The sequence below is a fragment of the Streptomyces sp. NPDC001732 genome, assembly GCF_053596315.1.
The window spans coordinates 23072-49539 of sequence record NZ_JBSFFY010000048.1 but is presented as its reverse complement, the minus strand read 5'-3'; the positions used below and the strand labels follow the sequence as shown (position 1 = coordinate 49539).

General features: G+C 72.4%; 18 protein-coding genes. 9 read left to right on the top strand and 9 right to left on the bottom strand.

The genetic code is table 11. From position 1 onward, the window contains the following. Positions 1–91: 91 nt before the first annotated feature. Both ACWCXX_RS30970 and ACWCXX_RS30965 read right to left on the bottom strand, forming a co-directional pair. Complete coding sequence (locus tag ACWCXX_RS30970; RefSeq protein WP_451132995.1) at positions 92–1111, bottom strand: helix-turn-helix transcriptional regulator; 1020 nt, start codon at positions 1109–1111, stop codon at positions 92–94. 1 nt (position 1112) lies between these two features. Then, positions 1113–1970, bottom strand: coding sequence for a DUF4097 family beta strand repeat-containing protein (locus tag ACWCXX_RS30965; protein ID WP_451132993.1), 858 nt, complete (start codon positions 1968–1970; stop codon positions 1113–1115). Positions 1971–2123: 153 nt separating this feature from the next. Between ACWCXX_RS30965 and ACWCXX_RS30960 the strand changes: the two genes are divergently transcribed. Further along, on the top strand, positions 2124–3029 hold the full coding sequence (locus ACWCXX_RS30960) for a hypothetical protein (RefSeq protein ID WP_451132991.1): 906 nt from the start codon (positions 2124–2126) through the stop codon (positions 3027–3029). Between the two features lie 88 nt (positions 3030–3117). On the opposite strand, the gene ACWCXX_RS30955 is transcribed toward ACWCXX_RS30960, so the two are convergent. After that, positions 3118–3297 (bottom strand): DUF6104 family protein, encoded by a 180-nt coding sequence (locus ACWCXX_RS30955; RefSeq protein ID WP_003992906.1) that lies wholly within the window; start codon positions 3295–3297, stop codon positions 3118–3120. A gap of 197 nt (positions 3298–3494) precedes the next feature. Between ACWCXX_RS30955 and ACWCXX_RS30950 the strand changes: the two genes are divergently transcribed. The 8 genes from ACWCXX_RS30950 (at position 3495) to fxsT (ending at position 17226) form a co-directional block, all read left to right on the top strand. Next, the gene (locus tag ACWCXX_RS30950; RefSeq protein ID WP_451132989.1) at positions 3495–4244 is read left to right on the top strand and encodes a CU044_2847 family protein; all 750 of its coding nucleotides are present in this window, start codon (positions 3495–3497) and stop codon (positions 4242–4244) included. A 56-nt stretch (positions 4245–4300) separates the two neighbouring features. Continuing rightward, positions 4301–6382, top strand: coding sequence for a VMAP-C domain-containing protein (locus ACWCXX_RS30945; RefSeq protein ID WP_451132987.1), 2082 nt, complete (start codon positions 4301–4303; stop codon positions 6380–6382). A gap of 88 nt (positions 6383–6470) precedes the next feature. After that, entirely contained in the window at positions 6471–7502 is a 1032-nt protein-coding gene (locus tag ACWCXX_RS30940) for an AAA family ATPase (RefSeq protein WP_451132985.1), read from the top strand. Positions 7503–7509: 7 nt separating this feature from the next. Further along, positions 7510–10935 carry an SAV_2336 N-terminal domain-related protein gene (locus tag ACWCXX_RS30935; protein WP_451132983.1) on the top strand — a complete coding sequence of 1142 codons (3426 nt, stop codon included), beginning with the start codon at positions 7510–7512 and terminating at the stop codon, positions 10933–10935. A gap of 188 nt (positions 10936–11123) precedes the next feature. Further along, positions 11124–11309 carry an FxSxx-COOH cyclophane-containing RiPP peptide gene (gene fxsA / locus ACWCXX_RS30930; RefSeq protein ID WP_451132981.1) on the top strand — a complete coding sequence of 62 codons (186 nt, stop codon included), beginning with the start codon at positions 11124–11126 and terminating at the stop codon, positions 11307–11309. Positions 11310–11607: 298 nt separating this feature from the next. Continuing rightward, a complete protein-coding gene (locus ACWCXX_RS30925; RefSeq protein ID WP_451133001.1) occupies positions 11608–12765 on the top strand; it encodes an FxsB family cyclophane-forming radical SAM/SPASM peptide maturase in 1158 nt (385 codons plus the stop codon). Next, entirely contained in the window at positions 12762–14153 is a 1392-nt protein-coding gene (locus ACWCXX_RS30920; RefSeq protein WP_451132979.1) for an aKG-HExxH-type peptide beta-hydroxylase, read from the top strand. The genes ACWCXX_RS30925 and ACWCXX_RS30920 overlap by 4 nt, the downstream gene beginning before the upstream one ends. A gap of 79 nt (positions 14154–14232) precedes the next feature. Then, complete coding sequence (gene fxsT / locus ACWCXX_RS30915) at positions 14233–17226, top strand: FxSxx-COOH system tetratricopeptide repeat protein (protein WP_451132977.1); 2994 nt, start codon at positions 14233–14235, stop codon at positions 17224–17226. A 289-nt stretch (positions 17227–17515) separates the two neighbouring features. Here the strand turns inward: fxsT and ACWCXX_RS30910 are convergent, their stop codons facing one another. The 6 genes from ACWCXX_RS30910 to ACWCXX_RS30885 form a co-directional block, all read right to left on the bottom strand. Continuing rightward, the gene (locus ACWCXX_RS30910; protein WP_451132975.1) at positions 17516–21298 is read right to left on the bottom strand and encodes a multifunctional oxoglutarate decarboxylase/oxoglutarate dehydrogenase thiamine pyrophosphate-binding subunit/dihydrolipoyllysine-residue succinyltransferase subunit; all 3783 of its coding nucleotides are present in this window, start codon (positions 21296–21298) and stop codon (positions 17516–17518) included. Positions 21299–21555: 257 nt separating this feature from the next. Next, complete coding sequence (locus ACWCXX_RS30905) at positions 21556–22632, bottom strand: HAMP domain-containing sensor histidine kinase (protein ID WP_451132973.1); 1077 nt, start codon at positions 22630–22632, stop codon at positions 21556–21558. Then, entirely contained in the window at positions 22629–23366 is a 738-nt protein-coding gene (locus ACWCXX_RS30900; protein ID WP_030079431.1) for a response regulator transcription factor, read from the bottom strand. Before ACWCXX_RS30900 ends, ACWCXX_RS30905 begins: the two co-directional genes overlap by 4 nt. A gap of 224 nt (positions 23367–23590) precedes the next feature. Continuing rightward, on the bottom strand, positions 23591–24295 hold the full coding sequence (locus tag ACWCXX_RS30895; RefSeq protein ID WP_451132971.1) for a spermidine synthase: 705 nt from the start codon (positions 24293–24295) through the stop codon (positions 23591–23593). A gap of 188 nt (positions 24296–24483) precedes the next feature. Beyond that, entirely contained in the window at positions 24484–25131 is a 648-nt protein-coding gene (locus ACWCXX_RS30890) for a hypothetical protein (protein WP_451132969.1), read from the bottom strand. After that, entirely contained in the window at positions 25128–26456 is a 1329-nt protein-coding gene (locus tag ACWCXX_RS30885; protein ID WP_451132967.1) for a hypothetical protein, read from the bottom strand. The genes ACWCXX_RS30890 and ACWCXX_RS30885 overlap by 4 nt, the downstream gene beginning before the upstream one ends. Positions 26457–26468: the final 12 nt, after the last annotated feature.

The window sequence follows — 26468 nt, the reverse complement described above, 5'->3', positions numbered from 1 at the left end:
GCAGAACCGCATCGAGTCGGGCACCACGGCCGTGAGCACGCCGACGCGGATGCGGCAGGTCGGCACCGGCGTACGCCCCTCCCCCGATCCGTCACCGCTCCCCGGCGTCGCCCCTGCTCGCGCTTCCCCCGCCGTCCCCGTCGCCCTTCCGCAGCAGTGCCCCGATGTGCGCCGCCGCCGTCGACAGATGGCGACGGGCCTCCGTCACCTGCTCCTCCGTGACGCCCCGGTCCCGGGCGGCGTCACGGATGTCGTCGCGGAACCGGTCGAGCAGCCGGTCCAGATCGCGCGCCGGGTCGCCGGTGCGGGCGGCGTCCTTGCCCCAGTCGGGGTCGGCGTCGGCGGGCTCCGGCTTGACGTACGGGGGCCACGTACCCGTCCTGGCGAAGCTGCCCAGCTGACCGGTGATCTCGGCCAGCCCCTCCCGTACGCCCGAGGGCCAGTCGCCCCGGGCGAAGTGCTCCTGGACCTGGCGGGCGGCGTTCTGCATCTGCTCGCGCGCCCGCTCCTGGGCCTCCTTGGCCTGGCGCCGGGCCTTCTGGGCGTCCTCCCGGGCGCGGCGGGACTCGTCCTTCGCCCGGCGGGCCTGTTCCTTCCACTCCTGCTTGGCCCTGCGCAGCTCCTCCTTCGCGATCCGCCACGCCTCCTTGTCGCCGAAGTCGCCGAGGTCGCCGAAGTTCCCGAAGGGGGACTCCCGGTCGCTCCCGGTGCCGGAGCCGGTGTGCCTGGTCTCGCGCGCCGCGGCCCGCATCTCGCTGCGCAGCTTGCCGGCGGCGCCGCGCACGTCGTCCCGTATCTCGGCGGCGAGTTCGGAGACCGAGTCCCGGATCTCCAGCTCCAGATCGGCCAGTTCGCCGGTGCGGTCGGCCAGTTCGGCGCGGCCCGCGTCGGTGATCGAGTAGACCTTGCGACCGCCCTCGGTGGCGTGCGTGACGAGGCCCTCGGCCTCCAGCTTGGCCAGGCGCGGGTAGACCGTGCCCGCAGAGGGGGCGTACAGCCCTTGGAAACGTTCCTCCAGCAGCCTGATCACCTCGTAGCCGTGCCGGGGGGCCTCGTCGAGAAGCTTCAGCAGGTAGAGGCGGAGACGGCCGTGGGCGAATACGGGGGGCATGTCAGAGCACCTTTCCGGTCGGCTCGGCGGTGTACGGGTCGTCCTCGGTCGGCGGGCGGCGCAGCAGGGCGATCGATCCCGTGACGGTCGTCGCCCGCAGTTTGCCGGTACCGGCGCCCAGCGTGCCGGTGATCTTCTTCGCCCCCCACTGGCCGCTGACCCGCAGGTCCTCGAAGCCGTTGGAGACGGTGCCGCTCGCGGTGTTGGCCTCGACCGTCGCGTCCGCCGGGTGCGGCAGCCGGATGGCGACCTCGCCGGAGACGGTGGTCAGCCGGATGTCCGTGGGGCCCCCGCCCGGGTTCAGGTCCAGCACCATGTCGCCGCTGACCGACTCCGCCCGTACCGAGGTGCCCGCTCCCTCGACGACCGTGAGATCGCCCGAGACCGACTGGAAGCGCAGCTCGCCGGTGACCGACTGGGCCTCCACGCTGCCGGACACGGTCTCGGCCCGTACCGGGCCCGTGAGCCCGACGAGCGTGGCGTCACCGGTGACGCCACGTACCTCCGCGCGCCCGCGGATCCCGGACACGACGGCCCCGGCGCCGACCACGCCGACCTCCACGGCCGACCCGGCCGGTACGGCGAGCGAGACGACCGCCCTGCGTTGCCGCCCCTTGGGGTCGAGCCACTTGAGGAAGTTGTGCCAGGGCAGGTCCTCGTACGCGACCGTGAGCGTGCCGCCCTCCTGGGTCACGGTCAGTGGCGGGCCCTCGACCTCGGAGATCTCCAGCCGGGCGGTCGGCTCGTCGGTTCCGACGACATTGACGGTGCCCCCGACGACGCGCACGTTCAGCGACGTCACGGGGTCGTCGAAGGTCAGTTTCTGGGGCTCGGCGATGGCCCATGACGACACAGGCATGGATCTGACCTCCAGGGAACACGGAATGACGCAACATATCGCGTCTCTTGTTGAACACGCTATATCGCGGTCTGTGGAAGTCAAGACGTGTCGCGATGCCACTGGTCGATCAAAGTGCGCCAAATGCGGTTGGACCGGCCTACGGTGTGGGGCATGAAAGCGACATCCCCCATGGGGGCGCTGCTGCTGTGCCGTGCCGAACCCGGGGCCGTGCGGCCGGTGGCCCATCTGCTGCGTGAGCGGATGCTGCTCGTGCCCGCCGGGGACGGCTGGTCCGCCCTCGTGCCGGAGGGAAGGCCCTGGCAGGACGCGGGGGCGGGGGCGAGTGACACCAGTGGTGGCGGCGACGGGGCCGGTGGCGGGGACGCCGCGGAGCCGGTGGACCGGGTCGTGGCCGGTTGGGCCGCCGCGCTCGCGGTCGGTTCGGCGTGGCCGGTGCTCGGCCTGTGGTGGGACGGTGACCGGGCCGGCTGTCTGCTCGCGTCGGGCTTCCGTCGCCCGGTCGGTTACGTCTGGCTGGCGGACGGCACCCCGGCCGGCGAGGAGGAGGCCGTGCGTACGCTCGCCGAGCGCCTCGCCCTCGATCCCGTACTGGACGTGCAGGCGCTCGAAGGGCTGATCCGGCCCGACCCGGACGCCGACGCGCGCACCCGGCTGCGCGGGCTGCTGGCCGTCCTCACCCGGATCGGGCTGGCCCTTCCGGCCGGTCTGGACCCGGACCCGCCGGGCGACCGGCTGTACGCGGCGGCCGAGGAGTGCCCCGAGGCGGAACCGATCGTCCGGCCCGGCCCGCGCGAGGCGGTGCGGGTCGGGCTCGACGCGGCCGGGTGCAACCGCCTCGGCCCCCGGGCGCGCGGCCCCCGGGCCCGTGCGCTGGCCGGTGCCCAGCTCGCCGTCGGACTGCCGCTGACCCTCTGGGGGATCAGGCGGCGCGAGGGCGGCTGGGCCCTCGCGGGGACGCTGCTACTGGCGCACGGAGCGCTCGGCCTCCTCGTCCACGACGGACGCGAGAAGGCCGGGGTGACGGCGGAGGCGGAGACGGGCGGCGTGGGGCGGTGAGGTGGTGAGACGGTGAGAGCGCCGGGCACGACGGCCCGGTGCGCGCCGGGCCGTCGTGCACCGGCCCGGGGAGTGCGGGGCCGGGTGGCTACTCGTCGTCCTCGTCGTCGAGCCGGGCCAGCCAGGTCGCGAGGCGCTCGACCGGCACCTCGAAGTCGGGGTTGAGATCGACGAACGTACGCAGCTGCTCGGCGAGCCACTCGAAGGTGACCTCCTCCTCGCCTCGCCGCTTCTCCAGCTCCTCGATACCGCGGTCGGTGAAGTACATGCGCCAAGCCTAATGCCTGGTGGCGGCCCCGAGGCGGCCGGGAGCGCGTCCCCCGCAGAGCCTCCCGAGGGGGGCGCGGGCCTTGTCCGGAACCGGCCCGGAACACCTCCGCCTCCCGGTCCGCACACCTCCTCGTGTCCCTCGCTTCGGGCGCGTACTGCCGTTAACCTGCGGGTAGTTGGGGAACGGGGGTTTTCATGGGCGACAGTGAAGCCCGTATCACGCGCATCGAGATGCCCGACGGCACGGAGATCTGGGCACGGATCTCCGTGGCGGAGGAGCCGACGGAGCCGACGGCATCGAGGGGTCCGTCGTTCACGGACGTCAAGGCGCGCCCCGGAGCGGGGCCGTCCTTCACGGACATCCGGGCCGACCGGATGTCGGACCGGGTGCAGGCCCGGGTCGAGGGTCTGCACGGCGTCGTGACCAGCGTCGCGCGTTCGCTCGCCGAGCCGCTGAGGTCCGTACGGCCCGACGAGGTCAACGTCGAATTCGGCATCGAGCTCACCGCGAAGGCGGGCAAGGTCGTCGGACTCCTCGCGGACGGCGAGGCCAAGGGGTCGATCAAGGTCACCCTGACGTGGAACGGCGGCGGCCCGCCCGTCGAGCCGCCGTCTCCCGCCCAGGTGCCCGCGCAGGCGGCCGGGCAGCCGCCCGTACCGCCCGACCCCACGGTCGTCGTCCCGCCTCCCGTGCCCTCGACGCCGCCCCGGATCGGCCCACCGGCCCCGGCGCCCGCGCCCGTACCCTCCGCCGCGCAGCCCGCCGGGCCCGCCTCCGTGCCCCCGCCCGCGGGCCCGGCTGCCGGCGCCCCGGACAGCGGCGATCCGGACAACGGTGATCCGGACGCCGACGATCCGGACGGCGACGATCCGTCCGCCGGTGCATCCACCGGCGCACCGGCGCATGCGAGCGGCACCGGGCCTGAGGGCGGAAGCGGATCGTGACGCGGCTGCCGGGCGGGGGCGCGTGGCCCGGCCCGAACGGCGGGGAGTCCGCTCTGATGAGCCTCGTGAAGGACGCGACGGTGCGCATCCATCGTCCGGAGCCCGGGTATGCCCCTGGGGGACCCGAGGGCGAATTCCTGGGGAGCGGCTTCTTCGTCGCCCCGAGCTGGGTCCTCACGTGCGCGCACGTGGCGTCGGAGGGGAGGGGGCGTCAGGTGGACGTGGTCTACAAGACGGCCCGCAGCGGCGAGGCCGTCACCGTCGGGGGCACGGTCGTGGCCGCCCTGCCCGAGGAGCCGCCCGGCACCGGTGGATGGCCGGCCCCCGACCTCGCGCTCATCCAGTTGCTGCGCCCCGTCGACCACCCCTGCGTGTACCTCAGCGAGCGCTCCACGGGCCTGAACCGCGGCGCGTACTACTTCGCGGGCTGGGCGGACGGCGGGGCCGGGACGCTCAAGCGGCTCGGCCGGGAGTGCCGGGTGGTGGGCACCATCGACGACTGGTCCGACGGCGACGAACAGGTGCTGATCGAGGCGAGCCGGCTGTACCCGGGCATGTCCGGCGGCCCCGTCGTCGACCTGGCCCGCGGCGAGGTCGTCGGCGTTCTCAAGTCGCGCTCCGACGACACCGACGGCGGCACGGCCATCGGCATCGAGCGGCTGCGCACGCTCCCCGTGCCGGAGTCGGCGGCGACCGCCGAGTCCGACGACCCGTACCAGGCCGTGTTCCACGCCCACGACCGCTACCACGCGGACCGGCACGACAACCCCGTCGACGACGAGGAGACCTGGGCGGACGTCCAGCGGGACCTGGGCGCCAGGGCGGGCCCGGCCCTCACTCCGCAGCAGCGCGTCGACCTGCTCGGCCGGCTCGCCAAACTCCCGCCGCCGGTCAGCACCCGCGGCCTCCTCGACATCCTCGGCGGCCTGGGCCACGGCCACCGGCCCGTCGGCGTCCCGGCCCCGCGCGGCTGGCGCGACGGACTCGGCGTCCTCTACGACGCGCGCGAGGGCGACGAGGCGCTGGAGCGCATCCTGCGCTACTGCATGGGCGTCATCGCCGCCGAGCGCCCCTACGTGGTGCCCTCCACCAAGTCGGCCGAGGACGCCCTGTGGGACTGGGTGAAGGAGACGGCGAAGAACCGGCTCAGCCCGCCGTTCCGCCTGGAGATGACCAGGCTCCGGCACCGGGGACGGTACGACTCGGAGGACCGGTGCGACCCCGCCCGGCACGACCTGGTCCCGTACGACAAGGAGTCCGGGCACCGGCAGGGTCCTGAGGACCGGCGGGCTTTCGGGCCGTCGGCCGGTGAACCGGCCGAGCCGTCGCGGCCCGCCCCGTTCGTCCTGCTGAGCCTGCAGGCGCGCGCCTGGGAACCGGACAGCTACGACTGGCGGATCGTGGCCTTCCCCTCCGGCCAGGACGTGCCCATGACCGAGAACAGCCAGGGAACGCCGGTCGGCGATCTGCGGTCCAGGCTCGCCGGGCCCCTCACGGAGGCGTTCCGGCTGTGCGACGAACCCGGCAGCCCCGCCGTCCTCCAGGTCTCGGTGCCGCTCGCGCTGCTGGACCTGGAGGTCGAGGAGTGGCGACTGCCGCCGGACGGACGGCCGCTCGGGGTCCAGCGGCCGGTGGTCGTCCGCTGCTCGGACGAGCGCCCCGAACCGTCCGACGACGAGTTCCGGGAACGCGAGGCGCGCTGGAACCGCGTCCGGACCGGTCCGATGAGGGCCGTGGTCCTCGACTGCGAGGACGTGATGCGGGTATCCGTGCCCTCGGGGGCGGAGTTGCGCGAGCTGGGCTACGAGACCGTCCCCGTGCTCTGCCGGTACGGCGGACGCGGTGACGCGCAGAGCCTCGCGGGATTCGTGCGCGTGCTCGACAGCGGCTTCGGCGTGGTCCTGTGGCAGCGGCCCGGAGCCGAACCGGCCGCGGTCTGCACGGAGTTCCACCTCCGTGTCGGCGACACGGTCGCCGGGAGCCGGGTGGCCGACCGGCTCCCGCGAAAGATCCACGAATTGAGAAAAGGGGTGTTCGCGGGGCGCGCGGAGACGTATTGGTCCCACGGGGTGGTGCTGATGCTCGACGACCCGCAGCATCCGGCGTGCGGCGCCGGGGAGTTGCTGCAAGCGCCGTGAATTCTCTTACGGGGGGTGCGCCGGATGACTACCGTGAAGCACGTTCGACTGCTGGCCCTGGCGGACGAGTGACGACGAGGAACACGTTATGAGTGAACCCAGCGAGTGGCTCATCTACCGAGGGGCCGGCGAACCGCACGAAGGCATCGAGCAGTTGCCGCCGCCGCCGCCCTGGCGGGACTTCGCGAGCCGTGGCGCACCCGCCCCGGACGAGGCGGACGGGGACGGTTCCGCCGACCGCCGCCTCGGTGGCCACCGGCACATGGCCGAACTCCACCGGCCGGGTGCCGAGGAGCTCGAAATGATCAACGCCGCGCTCTATCTGCGGCGCCCGCTGCTGGTCACCGGCACTCCCGGCGCGGGCAAGAGCACCCTGGCCCACTCCGTCGCCCACGAGCTCGGGCTCGGCCGGGTCCTGCGCTGGCCGATCGTGAGCCGGACGACCCTGCTCGACGGCCTGTACCACTACGACGCGATCGCCCGGCTCCAGGACGTGCAGATCGCCGCGCACGGCGCCGCGGCGGGCACGGCCGGCGCCGAGGCCGCCGGCGACGTGGGCAGCTACATCAGGCTCGGGCCGCTCGGCACCGCGCTGCTGCCCTCCGAACGGCCGCGGGTGCTGCTGATCGACGAGCTCGACAAGAGCGACATCGACCTCCCCAACGACCTGCTCAACGTGCTGGAGGAGGGCGAGTTCGGCATCCGGGAACTGGAGCGGATCGCCGACCGGCTGCCCGGCGGGGAGGCGGAGGTCCTCGACGACGACGGCAACAAGGTGAAGGTGCGCGGCGGCCGGGTGCAGTGCACGTCCTTCCCGTTCGTGGTGCTCACCAGCAACGGCGAGCGGGACTTCCCGGCGCCCCTGATGCGCCGTTGCATCCACCTGGAACTCGGACGCCCCGACCACCAACGGCTCGCCACGTTCGTCCGCGCCCACCTGGGCGACGAGGCGGCCCGCTCCGGGGACGACCTCATCGCCCACTTCCTGGAGCGGTCCCGCAGCGAACTCCTCGCTACCGACCAGCTGTTGAACGCGATCTACCTCACCGATGCCGCCGCCCCGGCGGGCCGCGACCGGCTCGCGGACCTGCTCATCCAGCGACTCGACCGGCCGAGGTGATGAGCTGATGACGGGCGCCGGGCCACGACACGGGCCGGACGGAAGACGCGACCCCGACGACGACGCCGGGCTGTACCCCGCGTTCGTGGCACGGCTGCGCGAGGCCGGGCTCGACCCCGACGTCGAGCAGCTCCGGGACGCCTTCTGGCTGGCCCGGTGGGCCCGGCACCCGGACGCGCCACCGGCCGACGACCTCGCGGAGGGAGACGTACCGCCCGCTCGTCCCCCGCGGGAGACGGCGACCGGGCAGCCCGCGCGCCCCGGGCCCGACGCCGCGGAGCCCCCGGCCGGCCGGGCGGACGCCGGAACGGAGGACGAACCGGGCGACGGAGCCCCGTCCTCGGAGGACCGGGCGGACGCCGACCGGCGGATCACCCTCTACCCCGTACCGCGCACCGGAGCCCCACCGGGAGCCGACCGGGGCGGTGCGGCGAGAGGCGGTGCACGGGCCCTCACCTTCGGGGTGCCCGCCGCGCCGGTCCTTCCCGCACCGCTGCGACTCCAGCGCGCGATGCGCCCGTTGCAGCGCTACCGCCCGGCCGCCCCACCGCTGCGCCGCACCCTCGACGAGACGGCGACCGCGGAGCGCAGCGCACGGGCCGGCGGGCTGATCATGCCGGTGTTCCGGGGCGAGTCCCGGCGCGAGGCGGTCCTCCAGTGCGTCATGGACGCCTCGTCCTCGATGCTGGTGTGGGACCGGATGTTCGGCGAACTCCAGCAGATATTCGCACAGTTGGGCGCCTTCCGGGACGTCCAGGTCCGCTATCTGCACCAGGGGCCCGACGGCGCCGCCGCGGTGAGCCGCAGCCCCGACCCGGCCGCCGCGCCGCTCAGCTCCGCGGACCGGCTGAGCGATCCGACCGGGCGCCGCATCACCGTCCTGGTCAGCGACTGCGCCGGCCCGCTCTGGCACAGCGGACGGGCCCACCGGCTGCTGCACCACCTGGCCGGACAGGCCCCGGCCGCCGTGCTCCAGCCGCTGCCGCAGCGGATGTGGAACCGGACCAGGCTCCCGGTCACCCGCGGTTCGCTGTCCCGGGGAGACGGCCCCGGCGGAGCCGCCGTGCTGAAGGTGGTGGAACAGCCGGGCACCGGCCCCGCCGTGCACCCGGGCGCCCTCGCGGTCCCCGTGCTCCCGCCGGTGGAAGCCGCGCTGGCGGCCTGGGCGAGACTGCTCTCCGGCAGCGGCGCGGGCCACATCTCCGGAGCGGTCGGCTGGGTGCGGGCCGACCAGCCGGCCGCCGCGGCGCAGCGCCCCGGCGGCAGCCCGTCCTCGCTCCAACTGGTCAGCCGCTTCCGTTCGGCGGCCTCGCCGGTCGCCGGACAGCTGGCCGTCTACCTCGCGGCGGCGCCGCTGCACCTGCCGGTGATGCAACTGGTGCAGCGCACGATGCTGCCCCACTCGGGCCCCTCCGAACTGGCCGAGGTGCTGCTGAGCGGCCTCCTGACCCGGAGCAGGGGTGAGGACGGCGGCGGTGACGACGGGCAGTGGTTCGAGTTCGTGCCCGGCGTCCGGGAGGCGCTGCTCGGCCCGCTGGGCCGCGACGAGGCGCTGCTCGTGCTGAAGCACTGCTCGGAGTACATCGAGCAGCGGTTCGGGAAGGGCGGGCCGAACTTCCCCGCCCTGGCCTTCGCCCAGCTCGGCGAGGGTCGGTACGGGCCGGCGCGGCAGCCCCGTCCCACGGGCGCCGTCGGGAACGGCGTACCCGATGCGGAGGCCGAGGAGGGCGGCGAGAACGGGGAGGGCGGTGCGAGCGGCGGGTCGCGGGTCCCCCACCCCTTCGCCGAGGTGGCGGTCCGCGTGCTGGAGCGTTTCATGCCCCTGCCCGAGCAGTTCGTGACACAGCAGGGACGGGACGACTCCCGGAGCGCCGCCCGGACCCCGAACGCCGCGGTGGCGAACGCCCAAAACCTCCTGCGGAAGTTCGAGTCGGACCGCATGGTGCAGTACCTGATCGACGCCGTGCAGCTGCTGCGCGGCGCCGCCGAGCGCGAGGAGGAGGGGCGGGGCGCCGAACCCGGCCTGTGGGCGGAGTACTCCCGCTGCGTCCTGCGGCTGTGGGAGGTCCAGGGCGACGCGGAACTGCTCCGCGAGGCCGAGTACGCCGCCGAACGGGCCGCCGAGCACCCCGGCTCCGTACGCGAACGGGCCGTGCTCGCCAAGGTGTTGCACGCCGCGGCCGAGGACCGGCGGCGGCGCGGCGACCGGCGCGGTGCGGTGGAGCTGCTGCGGCGCGCCGACCGCGAGTACACGGCCGCCTGCGCCGCCCCCGCCCTGGAACCCGCCGAGGCGCTCCGGCTCACCCTGGAACGGGTCCGGGCCCTGGAGGCGCAGTGGCGGCTCGACGGCGACACCGCCCTGTTGCAGGCGGCGTGCGGGATGCTGGAGGCGTTCGCCGACGTCTGGCCCGACCAGGAGAACCGGCCCGCGGCCCTGCCCCCGGCCCACGGCAGGACCCTGCTGAAACTGGCCGGTGCCACCGCCGACGTCGAACAGGCCCGGGTGTACGCCGGACAGGCGGCCCGCTCCCTGCGCACCGCGTTCGAGCAGGGCGGCCGGCACACCCTGGGCACCGAGGTGCGCATCCTGCTGGACCTGGTGGACGCCCTGCTCGGCTCCGGCGAGGAACCGGACGAGGCCGCGGCCCTGATCGAGCAGGCCCTGGCGACCGTACGCGACCAGCGGCTGCTCGCCTCGCTGCGGATCAGGGCCGGACGGGTCCGCGCCGCACGGTACGAGCACACCGGCGAGCCGGACGAACTCGTGGCGGCGGCCGACTGGTTCGCACGGGCCGCCCGGGGCGTCCCGCGCGACTCGAAGGCCCATGCCGACCTGCTCGCCGAGTGGGGCGGCACCCTGCTGCGCCGGGCCCGGCTGCCCGACGGGGACCCGCACATCGGCGCCGCGATCCGGGTACTGCGCGACTGCCGTACGGAGACGGCGGCGGGGAGCGCGTACCAGGCCGAGCGGCTGCTGATGCTGGGCCGGGCGCTGATGCTGCGGCACCGGGCCACCGATGACCGGGTCGACCTGAGGGAGGCCGAGCACCTCTTCGGCCTCGCGGCCCGGGAGGCGGCCGACCCGCTGACCGAGGCGCGCTGCTGGCTGGAGCTGGGCCGCGCCCATCTCGACGCCTCCCGGGTGCTGCGGCGCCCCGCCCGCCTCGACGACGCGGCCGAGGCGTTCCGGGGCGCGGCGGAGGCGGCGGGCAGGGCGGAGACAGAGCTGGAAAGTCCGCAACGGCTGGAACAAGCAGTCGAATTGAGTGCTACAGCCAATCACTGGCGGGGTATGACGTACGAGAAGGCAGGACGTCCCCGGGCCGCACGCCAGGCGTACCGGGCAGCCCATCGGGAGTGGTGCAAACTGCCGGACGGCGGCGGCGCGGCAGGTGAGTCGACCGCCGAGCGGCTGGCGGAGCTGGGACGCTGAGTGCTCGACGAGGAGCACCCGGCGCATGCTTCACAAGGCGTGGGCCCGGTCGTACGGGGCATCCGTACAGGGGGACCGGTGCGGGCGAGAGCCGTGTCGACTGCACGGATCAGGGGCGCGAGCTCAACGGGTGCGCTCAAGGGCGAGCACACCACCGCGAGCACGATGCGGGGTTACGGGGAGGCAAGATGAGCGAGACGGCACACCAGGGCATACCGGACGGCGGACCGGATGCGTTGCCGGACCTGCTGGGGCTCGATCTGGAGTCGCTGCGGACGCTGGACCATCCGGTGCTCGCCGAGGTGGTCGCGGATCTGCGCGGGCGGGCCGAGCAGCCGCGGGAGATGTTCTGGGGATTCGACAGCGCCTTCTGAGGCGAGCCCGCATCGTCGCGAATCGGCACGCACGGTCTTGGCCGGGGCGCGATTGACCGGGGCGTCAGCGCCCGGGACGGGGCCGGCCTCGCCGCACGCCCGGACCACTCGCCCCGGGCCGGTACCGGTGTCCGTCCCGGCAGACGCACGGCACGGGGACGGCGGAGTGTCTCGACGGGCGACGCCGCGAGGCGAGGGGTCCGCCGAGCGGCATGGAGAGGGGGCGCCGCGCATGGGCCCACGAAGTGAGCCGGACGCGGCGCCGACCGTGACTTCCGACCCAGCCGTACCGGCGCCCGTGCCCTTCGGACAGTTCATCGTGAAGGTGCACGGCCGCTGCAATCTGGCCTGCCGCTACTGCTACCTGTACGAAGGCCCCGACCGGACCTGGCGGAGCCGCCCGGCCGCCGCGCCGCCCGCCGTCCTCCACCGCGTCGCGGACCGGATCGCCGAGCACGCGGCCACCCATCGGCTCCGCCACGTCGCCCTCGTGCTGCACGGGGGCGAGCCCCTCCTCGCGGGCCCCGAGCGGCTGTCCGCCTTCGCCGGCCGGGTGCGTGCCCGGGTGCCCGACGGCTGCACCGTCCGCACCACCGTCCAGACCAATGCCACCCTGCTCACCGACGACGGCATCGCTGCCCTCGCCCGGCACGGCATACGCATCGGCATCAGCCTCGACGGCGGCCTGGCCGCCCACAACACTCTGCGCACCGACCATGCCGGTCGCCCCTCCTGGCCCGCTGCCTCACGCGGCGCCCGACTCCTCGCCGACCGTCACCCCGAGGCGTACGCGGGCATCCTCGTCGTCGTCGACCCACGCACCGACCCCCTGGAGATGTACGAGTCACTGCTCGCCCTGCGGCCCCCGGCCCTGAACCTTCTCCTGCCACACGGCAACTGGACCAACCCGCCGCCCGGCCTGCCGGACCCGGCAGACATCCCGATGGGCCCCGGATCGGGCCGCGCCACGCCGTACGGCGACTGGCTGTGCACCGTCTTCGACCGTTGGTGGTCGGCCGGCCGGCGGGAGAGCCGGATCAGGCTCTTCGAGGAGTGCATCGCCCTGCTTCTCGGGCTGCCCGCTGCCACCGAGTCTCTCGGACTCGACCCCATCAACGCGGTGGTGGTCGAGACGGACGGATCGATCGAGCAGGTCGACTCCCTCAAGTCCGCCTACGACACCGCGACCGCCACCGGACTCGACGTCTTCCGCCACACCTTCGACGACGCCCTGCGCCACCCCGGCGTCGTCGCCCGCCAGGCCGGAACCGGCGCACTCGCCGCCGTCTGCCGGGCCTGCCCGCTTCTGACCGTCTGCGGCGGGGGCCACTACGCCCATCGCTACCGTGCCGAGAACGGCTTCATCAACCCGTCCGTCTACTGCGCCGACCTCGAACGGCTGGTCCGCCACGTCGCGGACCGGCTCGCCGACGCAACTGCGGGAGACCCCCCATGAGCTCCCCCGTCCCCGACCGTGTGCTGCGCGAGCTCGGCCGCACCGAGGGAGGCGCCGCCACCCTCGGCCTGCTCGTACGCGATCAGGACACCCGCCGCCTCGTCCTTCTCAGAGCCCTGCTCGACGCGGCGGCCGCCGCGCCGACGACCGTGTGCCCACCCCCTCTGCTCGACCGGCTGCGCGCGGACTGGGCGTTGCTCGAAGCCGCCGAGCGCATCGACCGGGCCGCGGTGCGTACCGTGCTCTTCCACCCGATGGTGGGCCCTTGGGCCGAGCGGCTGCTGGCCGGGCTCACGGCCGCGACCGCCTCCGGTCCGGACCTCCTCGACGACCTGGACCATCTGACCGCACTTGCGGCAGCGGCCGCGATTCGTGCCGGGATGCCGTGCACCACCCGGCTCGCCTCCCGCGACGGACTGGCTTGCCTGCCCACCCTGGGGGCGATCAAGGCAGGCCCAGGACCGGTCGAACTTGCCTGCACCGAGGACGAGATGGAGATACGGCCGACCGGCGCACCGGCCCTGACGGTCCGGATCCTGCCGGACGGCACCATGAGTTCGGCCGACCCCCGCTGGCAGCCGGTTCTCATGCTGCCTCCCGTGCTGCCCGGAAGCGGCCCCGTACCCGTGGACGACGTCGATCCGTACGGCATCACCGGCGCCGGACCGCCGCTCTGCGGGCCGAGCGGGACCGTCCGTGTCGGTGATCACGAGCGCAAGGGCTGGATCGCCTCCTGGGCCGGAGTGGCACCCCTGCTCCGCGCAGGCGGTGTCCACCGCCTCACCGAAGTGGCCACGTTGCTGCGCTGCGTGGTACCGCTCGGCCGCCCGACAGGCTCCGGGCCGGCCGGCGAAGGCGCGGTGCACTGCAGTGGAACCAGACGTGAGGCGTTCGGCGCCGTCCTCAGCAGCAGACCGGCCACCTCCGCCCATTTCGCCGCCACGCTCGTCCACGAACTCCAGCACACCAAGCTGGCAGCCCTCGGCGGCCTCGTGCGTCTGCACCGGGAGGACGCGACGCCGCGCCACTTCGCCCCCTGGCGTCCCGACCCCCGCCCCTTCGACGGTCTCCTGCAGGGCGCCTACTCACACATCGCGCTCGCCGACTACTGGCAGCGGTTCGCGCTGCACGCGCGGCGCGTCACCCAACGCGATCTGGGCTGGACCGAGCACGCCCGCTGTCGCGAACAGGTCGGCGCCGTGCTGCCCGTGCTGGCCGGATCGGCGGAGCTGACCCGTGAAGGCCGGGTGCTGGTCGACGAGATGATCACGCTCTACCACCGTCTGGACGATTGTCCGCCTCCTCCGGGGCACCGCGCCCGCGCGGAGGCGTACGTGAGCACCGCCAAGGTGATATGGCAGCAGAGGAACGGTCGGCGAAGGCAGTGAACATCCGTCGGATGTCGGCCGGAGCGACTGCGGCCCGGAGTATGTTGAAACGCTCGCACCGAGACAGGGAGACGGTTGAATGCCCGTAACGCAAAGGCAAGTTGGATCAACCGGGGCGCAAACCGTCACCATCAGTTTCGCCGGCTTCAACCGGGCCTGGGCGACGTGGATCGCCGACCGGCTGGAGCGGCGCGGGGTGACGGTCGTCCAGCAGCGCTGGAACCCGCCGGTGGAGGTCCCGCTGGAGGATTCGTTGAGGGACCTGACGCTCTCCCGCGGCCGGATCCTGGTACTGCTCAGCGACTGGTACTTCCAACTCGGTCCTCGGAGCCACGAGGAGTGGAGCAAGGCGCTGCGCGCGGTGGTGGCCCCGGATCCCGATCGGTTCGCCGCGGTCTGTGTCACCACTTCCGTGCTGCCGGGTGCCACATCGGTCTTCGGCGCGGCCGACCTGACCAATGTCGGCGCCGACGAGGCCGAGCGGCGGCTCCTCGTCCGGCTGGGGCTGCCCACCGACCCGCTGCTCGATCCGGCGGAAGCCGGGCCGGGACCGCGATATCCGGCCGACACCCCGCAGGTCTGGGGCGGGGTGCCGCGCCGCAACATTCGGTTCACCGGGCGTGAGGACCTGCTCAGCGAGGCGCACCGAGCCCTTCAGGACTCCGGCTCGGGGGCCGGGGTCGTGACATTGCATGGAATGTCCGGTGTCGGCAAGACCCAGTTGGCTGCGGAGTACGTCTACCGCTTCGGTTCCGAGTACGACGTGGTTTGGTGGGTGCCCGCCGACCGGCGTGCGCTCTACCGGCAGAAGCTTGCCGAGCTCGCCCCCGAACTGGGCCTGTCCACCGGCGCCGAGTACGGCGAACGGCTGCGTGCGGTACGCGACTCGCTGCGCCGTGGCGACCCGCACTCCCATTGGCTGCTGATCCTGGACGGCGCGGACGAACCCGACCAGATCTGGGACCTGGTACCGACGGGGCCGGGACACGTCCTGATCACCTCCCGCAACCCGGAGTGGAGCGAGCACAACAGCAACCTTGTCGAGGTACCGGTCTACGCGCGCCATGAGTCCGTCGCCTTCATCCGCCGCCGCGCCGCCCGCCTGACTCCCGCCGAGGCCGATCAGCTGGCCGAGGCCCTGGAGGACCTTCCGCTGCTCCTCGACCAGACCGCCGGCTGGCTGAACGACTCCGACCTGTCGGTCGAGGAGTACATCGAGCTGCTCGAAGGCGGCATCGACCAGGACGTCGTCAAGGTCTCCGCGGACTTCCCGCTCGCTTTCCAGACCGCCTGGTCGATACTGCTGAACAAGCTCAAGGACACGGTCCCCGAATCTGTCGACCTGCTGCGTCTGTGCAGCTTCTTCGCGCCTGGCTCCATCCCCGTGAGGCTGTTGAAGGACATGCCTCCAGGAGAGCTGCCGGAACAGGTGTCCGGCCTGATGAACGACCCGCTGCTCTGGAACAAGGCGATCGGCCAGCTCCGTCAGTACTCCGTCGTGCGCCTGGAGTCGCACGAGTCGGTCGTCGACGCGGTGTCGTCGGGAGAATCGCTCTACATGCACAGAATGGTCCACCAGATCGTCGGCCATGACATGGCGGAACGGGACCGTCTGGAGTTCATCGACGTCGTCCGACGGGCTCTCGCGGCGGCGGACCCCGGCCGGCCCATGGACACTCGTATGTGGCCTGCGTACGCCGAGCTCACCCCGCACTTGAAGTGGGCCGACGTGCTCAGGAGCACCGACCCGTCGGTGCAGTCCCTGGTGCTCAACTGCCTGCGCTACATGTATTTGTCCGGTGAGTACCAGGCGGGGATCAAACTGGGCGGACGCGCCATGGAGGCGTGGAAGGAACTCCTCGGGGAGAACCACTCGAAGATCTGGGACCTCAGCTATCACTATGCCAACCTGCTGAGGGCCGTCGGTGACTACGCCGGCACGGAAGCCATCGAACGCGCCGCCGTCGACCACCTGCGTGCCGAGCGGGGGACACACGACCTGGAGCACCTGCGCGCCGCGAGCGGCCTCGCGGCCGACCTGCGGGGCCTGGGCCGCTACGACGAGGCGCTGGAGATTTCGGGCTGGGTCCTGGCCGACTACCGTGAACTGCTGGGCGACCAGGATTCACGCACGCTCAACGCGCAGAACAATCTGGCCGTTTCGCTCCGGCTCCTGGGCAGGTACAAGGAGTCCCTGGAGCTCGACCTGCGCACACTGGATGCCCGGCGGCAGCTCCTTCGCCAGCGTCACACCTGGACTCTGTCCTCGGAGATCAACTACGCCACCGACTTGCGCCTGCTCGGCCGGTACGGCGACGCGCTGTCGCTTCAGAACCAGAGTGCCCAGGTGCACCGGCGCATCCTGGGGCACGACAATCCCCAGACGCTGCGGGCCGAGTTCAACCTCGCGTTGTGCCACTACCGCTCGGGAGAGCGGGCCAGGGCCGCGGCACTGTTCACCCGGGTTCTGGAACGGTGCGAACGGGTACTCGGCGAGAGCCACCCACTGACCATGATGTTCGCCTCCGGGCAGAGCTGCTTCGCTCGTGAGCACGCCAACATCGACCAGGCCAGGGCCATAAGCGAGAAGGTCGTCGGCGGCTACAGGGACATGCTCGGTGAAGAGCACCCCTTTGCGGTGGGAACGCGGGCCAACCACGCCTTGATTCTGCGCGGCGTGGGGGAGCGGGACCATGCACACGCACTCCTGGAGGAGTCGCTCGTCTCCATGACGCGGGCCGTGGGCGAGAGCCACCCCTGGACCCTGGGGTGCGCAATCAACGTGTCGGCGCTGCGCAACGTGGCGGGAGACCCGGAAGCCGCAGCCGCGCTGATGGAATCGGTCACCATCAGGGCCACCGAGACTCTCGGCCGGACCCACCCGCTGACCCTTTCCGCCCGGATCGCCCATGCTGCGGACCTGCGTGGCATCCGGGACCGGCAGCGGGCCGAGAAGATCGAAAGCGAGGCGCTGGACGACCTGGCGGCCACCCTCGGCGCCCAGCACGTCCATACGGTTACGGCACGTTCTCGTAACCGGCCGTACTGGGACTTCGAGCCCCAGATCATCTGATCGGGTTTCACCAAGGGCCTGTCAAGTAAATGAGTTCTCGTCAATTCCCTTTTGTCTCAAGGCAGTTGGCATTTGATGAACTGCGCTCGGCACTCCTCGCCGCCAGGGGCCCGCTGAAGGACATCCGGCTCGGCGCGAGCCATCGCGGCCGGGCCGGCTGTCGTGGTCGCCTTCGCCTTCCGGAAAGGAGTCTCAGGAACGTACGTTGCGGACTCACGCCGGGACATGCCGAGGGGCCCGTTCCCGCGATCGTCTCGCGGGAACGGGCCCCTGTCCGTACGGCAGCGGGTCAGGCCTCGAAGACCTCGGCGACCAGCTGTGCCTGCTCGGCCTGGTGGCGCTTGGCCGAGCCGACCGCCGGGGACGAGCTGTGCGGGCGCGAGATGCGGCGCAGGCGCTCACCGTGCGGGACGTCGGCACCGACGGCCAGGTCCAGGTGGTCGATCAGGTTCAGGGCGATGAACGGCCAGGCGCCCTGGTTGGCCGGCTCCTCCTGGGTCCAGAGGTACTTCTCGGCGTTCGGGTACTTGGCGATCTCGGCCTGGAGCTCGGCACCCGGCAGCGGGTACAGGCGCTCCAGACGGATGATCGCGGTGTCCGTGACGCCGCGCTTCGTGCGCTCGGCCTCCAGGTCGTAGTAGACCTTGCCGGCGCAGAAGACGACCTTGCGGACGTCGGCCGGGTTCACCGAGTCGTCGCCGATCACCGGACGGAAGCCGCCGCTGGTGAACTCCTCCACCTTCGAGGAGGCCGCCTTGAGGCGGAGCATCGACTTCGGGGTGAAGACGATCAGCGGCTTGTGGTGCGGGTTGTGCACCTGCCACCGCAGGAGGTGGAAGTAGTTCGACGGCAGGGTCGGCATGGCGACCGTCATGTTGTTCTGCGCGCACAGCGTGAGGAAGCGCTCCGGGCGGGCGGACGAGTGGTCCGGGCCCTGGCCCTCGTAGCCGTGCGGCAGCAGCAGCGTGACGCCGGAGGTCTGGCCCCACTTCTGCTCGGCCGAGGAGATGAACTCGTCGACGACGGTCTGCGCGCCGTTGACGAAGTCACCGAACTGGGCCTCCCAGATGACCAGCGATTCGGGGCGGGCCAGCGAGTAGCCGTACTCGAAGCCCATCGCCGCGTACTCGCTGAGCAGCGAGTCGTAGACGTTGTAACGGGCCTGGTCGTCGGAGAGGTAGAGCAGCGGGGTGTAGTCCTCGCCGGTCACCTGGTCGACGAGAACCGCGTGGCGCTGGCCGAAGGTGCCGCGGCGGCTGTCCTGGCCGGCGAGCCGGACCGGGGTGCCCTCCATCAGCAGCGAACCGATGGCCAGGGTCTCGCCCATGCCCCAGTCGATCGTGCCGTTCTCCACCGAGGCCGCGCGACGCTGCATCTGCGGCATCAGACGGGGGTGGACGGTGATCCGGTCGGGGATGTTGACCTGGGACTCCGCGATGACCTTCACGACCTCCTGGGAGACCGCGGTGGTCACGGCGACCGGGAACTCCGGCTGGACCTCGGGGGAGTGCGCCGGGGCCGGCAGCGAGGTGGCCTCGCGGACCTCCGCGAAGACCTTCTCCAGCTGGCCCTGGAAGTCCTGGAGCGCCTGCTCGGCCTCTTCCAGCGTGATGTCGCCGCGACCGATGAGGGACTCGGTGTAGAGCTTGCGCACCGAGCGCTTCTTGTCGATCAGGGTGTACATCTGCGGGTTGGTGAACTCCGGGTTGTCGCCCTCGTTGTGACCGCGGCGGCGGTAGCAGATGAGGTCGATCACGACGTCCTTGTTGAACGCCTGCCGGAACTCGAAGGCCAGCCGGGCCACGCGGACGACGGCCTCGGGGTCGTCGCCGTTGACGTGGATGATCGGGGCCTCGATCATGCGCGCCACGTCGGTGGCGTACATCGAGGAGCGCGAGGACTCCGGGGCGGCGGTGAAGCCGACCTGGTTGTTGATCACCACGTGCACGGTGCCGCCGGTGCGGTAGCCGCGCAGCTGCGACATGTTGAGCGTCTCGGCGACGACGCCCTGGCCCGCGAAGGCCGCGTCCCCGTGGAGCGCGACGGGCAGGACGGTGAAGTCCGTGCCGCCCTTGTTGATGATGTCCTGCTTGGCGCGGGCGATGCCCTCCAGGACCGGGTCGACCGCCTCCAGGTGCGAGGGGTTGGCGGCCAGCGAGACCTTGATCTGCTCGCCGTCCAGGCCGGTGAAGGTGCCCTCGGCGCCCAGGTGGTACTTCACGTCGCCGGAGCCGTGCATCGACCGGGGGTCGAGGTTGCCCTCGAACTCGCGGAAGATCTGGGCGTACGACTTGCCGACGATGTTCGCCAGCACGTTCAGCCGGCCGCGGTGGGCCATGCCGATGACGACCTCGTCGAGGCGGGCCTCGGCGGCGGAGTCGATGACCGCGTCGAGCAGCGGGATGACGGACTCGCCGCCCTCCAGCGAGAACCGCTTCTGGCCGACGTACTTGGTCTGCAGGAAGGTCTCGAACGCCTCGGCCGCGTTCAGCCGGCGCAGGATGCGCAGCTGCTCCTCGCGCTCCGGCTGCTGGGTGCGCGTGCGCTCCACCCGGTCCTGGATCCACTTGCGCTGCTTCGGGTCCTGGATGTGCATGAACTCGATGCCGGTGGTGCGGCAGTACGACTCGCGCAGCACGCCGAGGATGTCGCGGAGCTTCATCATCGACTTGCCGGCGAAACCGCCGACCGCGAAGTCCCGCTCCAGGTCCCACAGGGTGAGGCCGTGCTCGGTGATGTCCAGGTCGGGGTGCTTGCGCTGGCGGTACTCCAGCGGGTCGGTGTCGGCCATGACGTGGCCGCGGACCCGGTAGGAGTGGATCAGCTCGAAGACCCGCGCGGCCTTGGTCACGTCGTTGTCGTGCGAGGCGTCGATGTCCGTCAGCCAGCGGACCGGCTCGTACGGGATGCGCAGCGACTTGAAGATCTCGTCGTAGAACTCGTTCTCGCCGAGCAGGAGCTGGGCGACGATCCGCAGGAACTCGCCGGAGGCGGCGCCCTGGATGACCCGGTGGTCGTACGTCGAGGTCAGCGTCATGACCTTGGAGATGCCCAGCTTGTTCAGGGTGTCCTGCGACGTGCCCTGGAACTCGGCCGGGTAGTCCATCGAGCCGACGCCCATGATGACCGACTGACCGGGCATCAGACGGGGGACCGAGTGGACCGTGCCGAGACCGCCCGGGTTCGTCAGGGAGACGGTGACGCCCGTGAAGTCGTCCATCGTCAGCTTGCCGTTGCGGGCGCGGCGGACGATGTCCTCGTAGGCCTGCCAGAACTCGAAGAAGTTCAGCGTCTCGGCCTTCTTGATGCCGGCGACGACGAGCTGGCGGTCGCCGTTCGGCTTCACCAGGTCGATGGCCAGACCGAAGTTCACGTGCTCGGGCTTGACCAGGGTCGGCTTGCCGTCCTTCATCGCGAAGGAGTGGTTCATCGCCGGCATGGCCTTGATGGCCTGCACCATCGCGTACCCGATGAGGTGCGTGAAGGAGATCTTCCCGCCCCGGGCGCGCTTGAGGTGGTTGTTGATGACGATGCGGTTGTCGAAGAGCAGCTTCACCGGGACGGCGCGGACGGACGTGGCCGTCGGCAGCTCCAGCGAGGCGTTCATGTTCTTCGCGACGGCGGCCGAGGGGCCGCGCAGGGTCACGTACTCGGGGCCCTCGGCGGCCTCGGTGGCCGGTGCGGCCTTGGCGGGGGCGGGCGCGGCGGCCTTCGCGGCCGGGGCCGGAGCGGCCTTCGCCGGAGCGGCGGCCTGTGCGGGAGCCGGAGCCGCGGGCGCCGGGGTCTTCGCGGCCGGGGCGGGGGCCTGCGCCGGGGCGGCCTGTGCGGGGGCGGCCGGGGCCGCTGCGGCTGCGGCACCGGGAACGGGCTTGTCCGCCGTGCCGGACGCGCCCGGCTTGTAGTCGGCGAAGAAGTCCCACCAGGCGCGATCGACCGAATTGGGATCCTGGAGGTACTGCTGGTAGATCTCGTCGACGAGCCACTCGTTGGGCCCGAAAGCCGCAGCGGGGTTCGCACCCGGGCTGGCTTGGTCGGTCGAGATGCTCGAGTTACTGGGGGACTGAGACGACACGGCGGCAACCGCCCTCTTCCGCTTCACAAGGTGATGGACAGCGGAAATCAAGGCTACGCCTCCCCGGCCGTTCCTCGCAGGCCGGGCCGGTCTTCGTCGCGCAAGTCACACTGGAAGGCGGGTTTCGGGGCGAGAAATGGCGGGAAACAAGCATGGTTTCGCTTTCCTGCGGGTACGCGGAACCGCGGCTGCGGCCCCCTGGATCGCACCCCCTGAACGGAACACGCAGAACGTGCCCTTCCGGTTCGAACCCTATGTCAACCTCGCGGCTGTGTGGTCCCCGGAAGAGTGACCTGGATGCGGCAGCCGCGAGCAGATTCGGCCACGCGGATGCGTCCGCCGTGCAGATCCACCGCCCAGCGGGCGATCGCCAGGCCGAGCCCCGTGCCCCCGTCGCTGCCAGGACCGTGCGGGGACGGCACCTCGCCGCGGTTGAAACGTTCGAAGACCCGGTGCCGCTCCGCCTCCGGAATGCCCGGTCCCTCGTCCAGAACCTCCAGCACCAGGGATTCCGGTCCGGCCCCGCGCCGCGCCAGCACGGTGACCCGGCCGTGGCGCGGGCTGTGCTTGACAGCGTTGTCGATCAGATTGGCCACCACCTGGTGCAGGCGTTCCGCATCCGCGTGCGCGGTCAGCTCGGGCGGCGAGACGTCCAGATGCAGGTGTACGTCCTTTCGGGTGTGGTTCCCGGAACCGGACGACAGCCTGCGGTGCGAGACGGCGAGATTCGCCTCCTTCAGCACCCCCGACAGATACGGCCACACCTCGAAACGGCGGGCCTTGAGGGTGACCACCCCGTTGTCCAGCCGGGACAGGTCCAGCAGCGTCTCCACCAGCCGGCCGAGCCGCTCGGTCTGCTTCAGCGCGGTGCGCATGGTCTCCGGATCGGCCGAGGACACCCCGTCCACGACGTTCTCCAGCACGGCTCTCAGCGCCGCGATGGGGGTGCGCAACTCGTGCGAGACGTTGGCCACCAGCTCTTTGCGATGCCGGTCCACCGCCTCCAGGTCGTCCGCCATGAGGTTGATCGTCTGGGCCAGGTCGCCCAGCTCGTCGCGCCGGTCGGCGCCGCTCACCCGCCGGGTGTAGTCGCCGTGCGATATCGACCGGGCCACCGTCGTCATCTCGTCCAGCGGTGCCGTCAGGCCGTGCGCCACGAACTGGGTGATCAGCAGGGTCGCGATCACCGAGAACACCGTGATGAACCGCAGCTCGGTCCTGGTGCGCACGGCCACCATCAGCAGCCCGGTGGTGATGAACACCGAGACCACCACGAGCGTGCCCAGCTTGGCCTTGACGGAGAAGGGCCTCAGCCCGGGGCCGGACGCGGTCATGGCGCCGGGGTCTCCAGGGCGTAGCCGACACCGTGCACGGTACGGATCCGCTCCGCGCCGATCTTCCGGCGCAGCGCCTTGATGTGGCTGTCCACGGTGCGGGTGCCGGAGGCGTCCGCCCAGTCCCAGACCTCGGCCAGCAGCTGTTCCCGGGAGAGGACGGCGCGCGGGGTGTTCGCCAGGCAGACCAGCAGATCGAACTCGGTCGGCGTGAGGTGGACGTCCTCGGCGCGCACCCGGACCCGCCGCTGGGCGTGGTCGATCTCCAGCTCGCCGAGGCGCAGTATCCCGCTCCGCGGCGTCACGGCGGCCAGGGCCGCACGCTCGACCCGGCGCAGCAGGACGTGCACCCGCGCCGCCAGCTCGCGCATCGAGAACGGCTTGGTCATGTAGTCGTCGGCGCCGACCCCGAGGCCGACCAGCATGTCGGTCTCGTCGTCCCGCGCCGTCAGCATCAGCACCGGCACCGGCCGCTGGGCCTGCACCCGGCGGCAGACCTCCAGGCCGTCGAAGCCGGGAAGCATGATGTCGAGCACCATCAGGTCGGGCTGCCACGCCTCGGCCGCGTCCACCGCCGCGGGGCCGTCGAGTGCGGTCTGCACCAGAAAGCCCTCGGCCCGCAGCCGGGCGGAAATGGCATCCACGATCGTGGCGTCGTCCTCGACCACCAGCACCCGGCGCTGCGCTCCCGGGGTGGCCGCGACGCCGTTGTGGGTGGTGTGTGTCTGTTCCATCGCCCCGCCCCTGCCCGTCCTCGCGGGGGCCGCTCCCCCGGACGCACGGTCTTCGCTTGTGGATTTCGTGGGTGACCCCGTTACGGGTCAGCAGCGTAAAGGCAGCGGACTGCTCTCGGCTACGCAGGGTGTAACGGCTCGGGCGCGAGGAAGTGGCGGAGTGTCGGCCTTGTGATGCTTGGCCCCGGGGGTTTTCGGGGCCGTCGATACCCGGCGGGGGAATCTCAGTCCGTCCGAAGTGCGAGATGCACCACGTCGGGAACACCTCGGGCAACACTTACCTCTTCGGTCCTTACCCCACTGAATCCGGCATTCCGCAAGGCCTGTTCGAAGTCGGCGGAAGGCTGCGCGGACCACACCGCGAGAACGCCGCCCGGCGTCAGCCGCGCCAGACAGTCCGCCAGACCGGCGGGCGAGTACAGGCTCGTGTTGTCCTCGGTGACCGTCCAGTCGGGTCCGTTGTCGATGTCCAGGCACAGAGCGTCGTAACGCTCCGTGGTCGTGTGCAGGTGGGCGACGAGGTCCGCAGTCAGGATCGAGGTCCGCGGATCGGCGAGCGCCGCGCCGGAGATCGAGGCCAGCGGCCCCTCCAGGTGCCAGTCCACGATCGCCTGCTCCCGCTCGGCCACGACGATCCGCCCCCAGCGCGGCTCGGCGGCGGCGCGGGCCAGCGAGAAGCCGACCCCCAGCCCCCCGATGAGCACCGACGGCTCCGGCCGGCCGGCGGGCAGGGCGGCCAGCGCCGCGTCGATCAGCAGCCGCTCGGAGCGCCCGTCCGAGGTGTCCATCAGGAAGCACCCGTTGGCGATGATCTCGAAGTCGTCGCCGCGCTCCCGCAGGACGACCTCGCCGTACGGGCCTTCGCGCCGGTCGAGCGTGACGGGGGAGGGGGCGGGGACGAAGGGGCGGGGGCCGTGGGTGTCGGGCATGGTGCGGGTCTCCGGTCGACGGCGGACACGTTCCCCGCCATCCTGACCGCTCGGCGGGGCCGGAGGCCAACGAGTTGACGGACCGGCGGGCCGGGCGGGTACGGAGAGGTACGGGGCGGGCCGTACGGGAGAGGAGAGATACGGGGAGGGCCGGGCGGTACGGGGAAGGGCCGGTACGGGAAGGGCGGTCAGCCCCTTTCCGGGCGCGGGCCGCGCACCGCGAGGAGCGCCGCCCCGGCCACGAACGCCGTCCCGGCCACCGCCCAGGAGGCCCCCTGCGGGCCCGGCTGCATCGGCCAGGCCCACACCGCCGCCGCGCCGCCCGGCACGGCGGGCGCGGCCAGATACACGGCGCCCCCGTAGACGGTCATCGGCAGCCAGCTCGGCCGGGCGCCGATCAGGGCGGCGGAGGCCGCGGCCACCCCGGTCGCGCCGAGCACGTTGCGCACCATGCCGGGAGCCCCGTACGCCTCCGGGTGGCCGGGCACGGCAGCCGCGAGCGCGGCGGCCGTCAGCGCGGTCAGCGCCAGCAGGTGCAACAGCCGGCGCGGCCACCAGCGGCGTACCGCGGTCCGGTCCAGTTCGTCGCTGTGCGTGTGCAGGCCGGTGCCGATCGCGGCGGAGGCGAGCAGCGGGGCCAGTACGACGACCGGGACGCGGGCGGTGTGGTCGAAGCGGGGCCGGCCCTCCAGCCAGTGGGCCGCCCAGGCGGCGACGAGGGCGACGCAGGCCAGGGTGGCGACGGTGAGGAGGAGACCGCGGGAGCGGGCGTACAGGAGGGGGAGACGGGAGCGGAGGGGAGAAAGGGGCGCGGCGCGGGTAGGTCGCTCGTTCACAGGGCCGGGACCTCCGCGGGCACGCAGCTCTCCCGGGTGGCCAGGTAGCGGCCGAGCCAGGCACTGCGGTCGGCGTCCGGCATGGCCTCGAGACGGGCGAGGTGGCGGGAGCGCGGGTCCCACGGCGAGGCCTCGCCGGCCAGCCAGCTCCGTACCGCGTCGTCGGTGCGCTCCACCCGCTCGGCCGCCTTGCGGTCGCTCGTCCTCAAGCCGTCCGAGCAGTCGCGGAAGGTCAGGCTCAGGGCGGTGTTCGCCGCGTACGCGCGGGGATCGGTCAGCCGGTCGCGGGTGATGCCCCAGCCGCGTACGACGTGGGCGAGGGGAGCTTCGCCGTCCTTCGGGTCGAACGGCGGGGCCACGTAGCGGACCGGCGCCCCGGGAACCCCCTCCAGCCGGGAGAACATCCCCTTCAGCGCCTCGGACGCCCCGGGCAGCACCGGCGAGTCGGGTGCGGCCAGGCAGATCTGCGGGGTGCCGGGGGCCGGTGCCGAGCAGACCCTGCGTGTCGCGGCCGGGTCGTCCCGGAACAGGTTCTCGCCCGTCGACGCGATCAGCGTCCCGGCCGTGACCGCCAGTGCGAGCGGCACGACGGCCAGGAATCGCCGCCGGGCCGCGTACGCGAGCAGTACGGCGACGCCGATGCCACCCGTCCACGCCAGCAGGACCGGCGCGAACCACCACACCGGCACGAACCCTTCGAGCGGGAACTGTTCGGCCGGGCTCAGGAAGCGGACGCTCGTCCGCAGGTAACCCGGGGCTCCCAGCACGACGTACAGGACGACCGCCAGCACCGGGGCGACCAGCCGCCACCGCACCAGCCGGCCGACGACGAAGCCCACCGGGGCGACGGACAGCAGGAACCCGAGGTCCGTGGCGGCGATCGCGAGGGACGGGCCGCCCGCACCGGCGTACGGGGCGGTCGCCGCGAACACCGCGGCCAGCGCGACCAGATACCCGGCCGCCGCCCACAGCGCGACGGGCGTCATGGCCGTCACGACCCGGACGAGCCGGCCGCGCGGCACCGAGAGCAGCAGTTCGGCGGTGCGGCGCCGGTGTTCCCGGCCCCCCTGCCAGCAGGCCGCCGCGGCGACGAGCGGGCCGGCGAGCAGCGTTGCCGCCGCGTGCAGCTCGCTCTGCGTCCCGCCCCAGCTCCCCTGCCACTGGGGCAACTTGCCCCACAGCGGGACGAGGAGGGTGAGGGCGACGGCGAGGCCCGCCCAGGGCGCGATCCCGCGCCGGAGTTCGGTGCGCAGGGCGGTGCTCGGAGCGGTGCGGGCCCGGGGCTTCCCGGGCGAGGGCTTCCCGGACGGGACCTTTCCGGGCAAGGTCCTTCCGGA

Coding starts and splice junctions, on each gene's coding strand:
- ACWCXX_RS30970 (WP_451132995.1), bottom strand. CDS start 1,111: ATGCCCCCCGTATTCGCCCACGGCCGTCTCCGCCTCTACCTGCTGAAG.
- ACWCXX_RS30965 (WP_451132993.1), bottom strand. CDS start 1,970: ATGCCTGTGTCGTCATGGGCCATCGCCGAGCCCCAGAAACTGACCTTC.
- ACWCXX_RS30960 (WP_451132991.1), top strand. CDS start 2,124: ATGAAAGCGACATCCCCCATGGGGGCGCTGCTGCTGTGCCGTGCCGAA.
- ACWCXX_RS30955 (WP_003992906.1), bottom strand. CDS start 3,297: ATGTACTTCACCGACCGCGGTATCGAGGAGCTGGAGAAGCGGCGAGGC.
- ACWCXX_RS30950 (WP_451132989.1), top strand. CDS start 3,495: ATGGGCGACAGTGAAGCCCGTATCACGCGCATCGAGATGCCCGACGGC.
- ACWCXX_RS30945 (WP_451132987.1), top strand. CDS start 4,301: ATGAGCCTCGTGAAGGACGCGACGGTGCGCATCCATCGTCCGGAGCCC.
- ACWCXX_RS30940 (WP_451132985.1), top strand. CDS start 6,471: ATGAGTGAACCCAGCGAGTGGCTCATCTACCGAGGGGCCGGCGAACCG.
- ACWCXX_RS30935 (WP_451132983.1), top strand. CDS start 7,510: ATGACGGGCGCCGGGCCACGACACGGGCCGGACGGAAGACGCGACCCC.
- fxsA (WP_451132981.1), top strand. CDS start 11,124: ATGAGCGAGACGGCACACCAGGGCATACCGGACGGCGGACCGGATGCG.
- ACWCXX_RS30920 (WP_451132979.1), top strand. CDS start 12,762: ATGAGCTCCCCCGTCCCCGACCGTGTGCTGCGCGAGCTCGGCCGCACC.
- fxsT (WP_451132977.1), top strand. CDS start 14,233: ATGCCCGTAACGCAAAGGCAAGTTGGATCAACCGGGGCGCAAACCGTC.
- ACWCXX_RS30905 (WP_451132973.1), bottom strand. CDS start 22,632: ATGACCGCGTCCGGCCCCGGGCTGAGGCCCTTCTCCGTCAAGGCCAAG.
- ACWCXX_RS30900 (WP_030079431.1), bottom strand. CDS start 23,366: ATGGAACAGACACACACCACCCACAACGGCGTCGCGGCCACCCCGGGA.
- ACWCXX_RS30895 (WP_451132971.1), bottom strand. CDS start 24,295: ATGCCCGACACCCACGGCCCCCGCCCCTTCGTCCCCGCCCCCTCCCCC.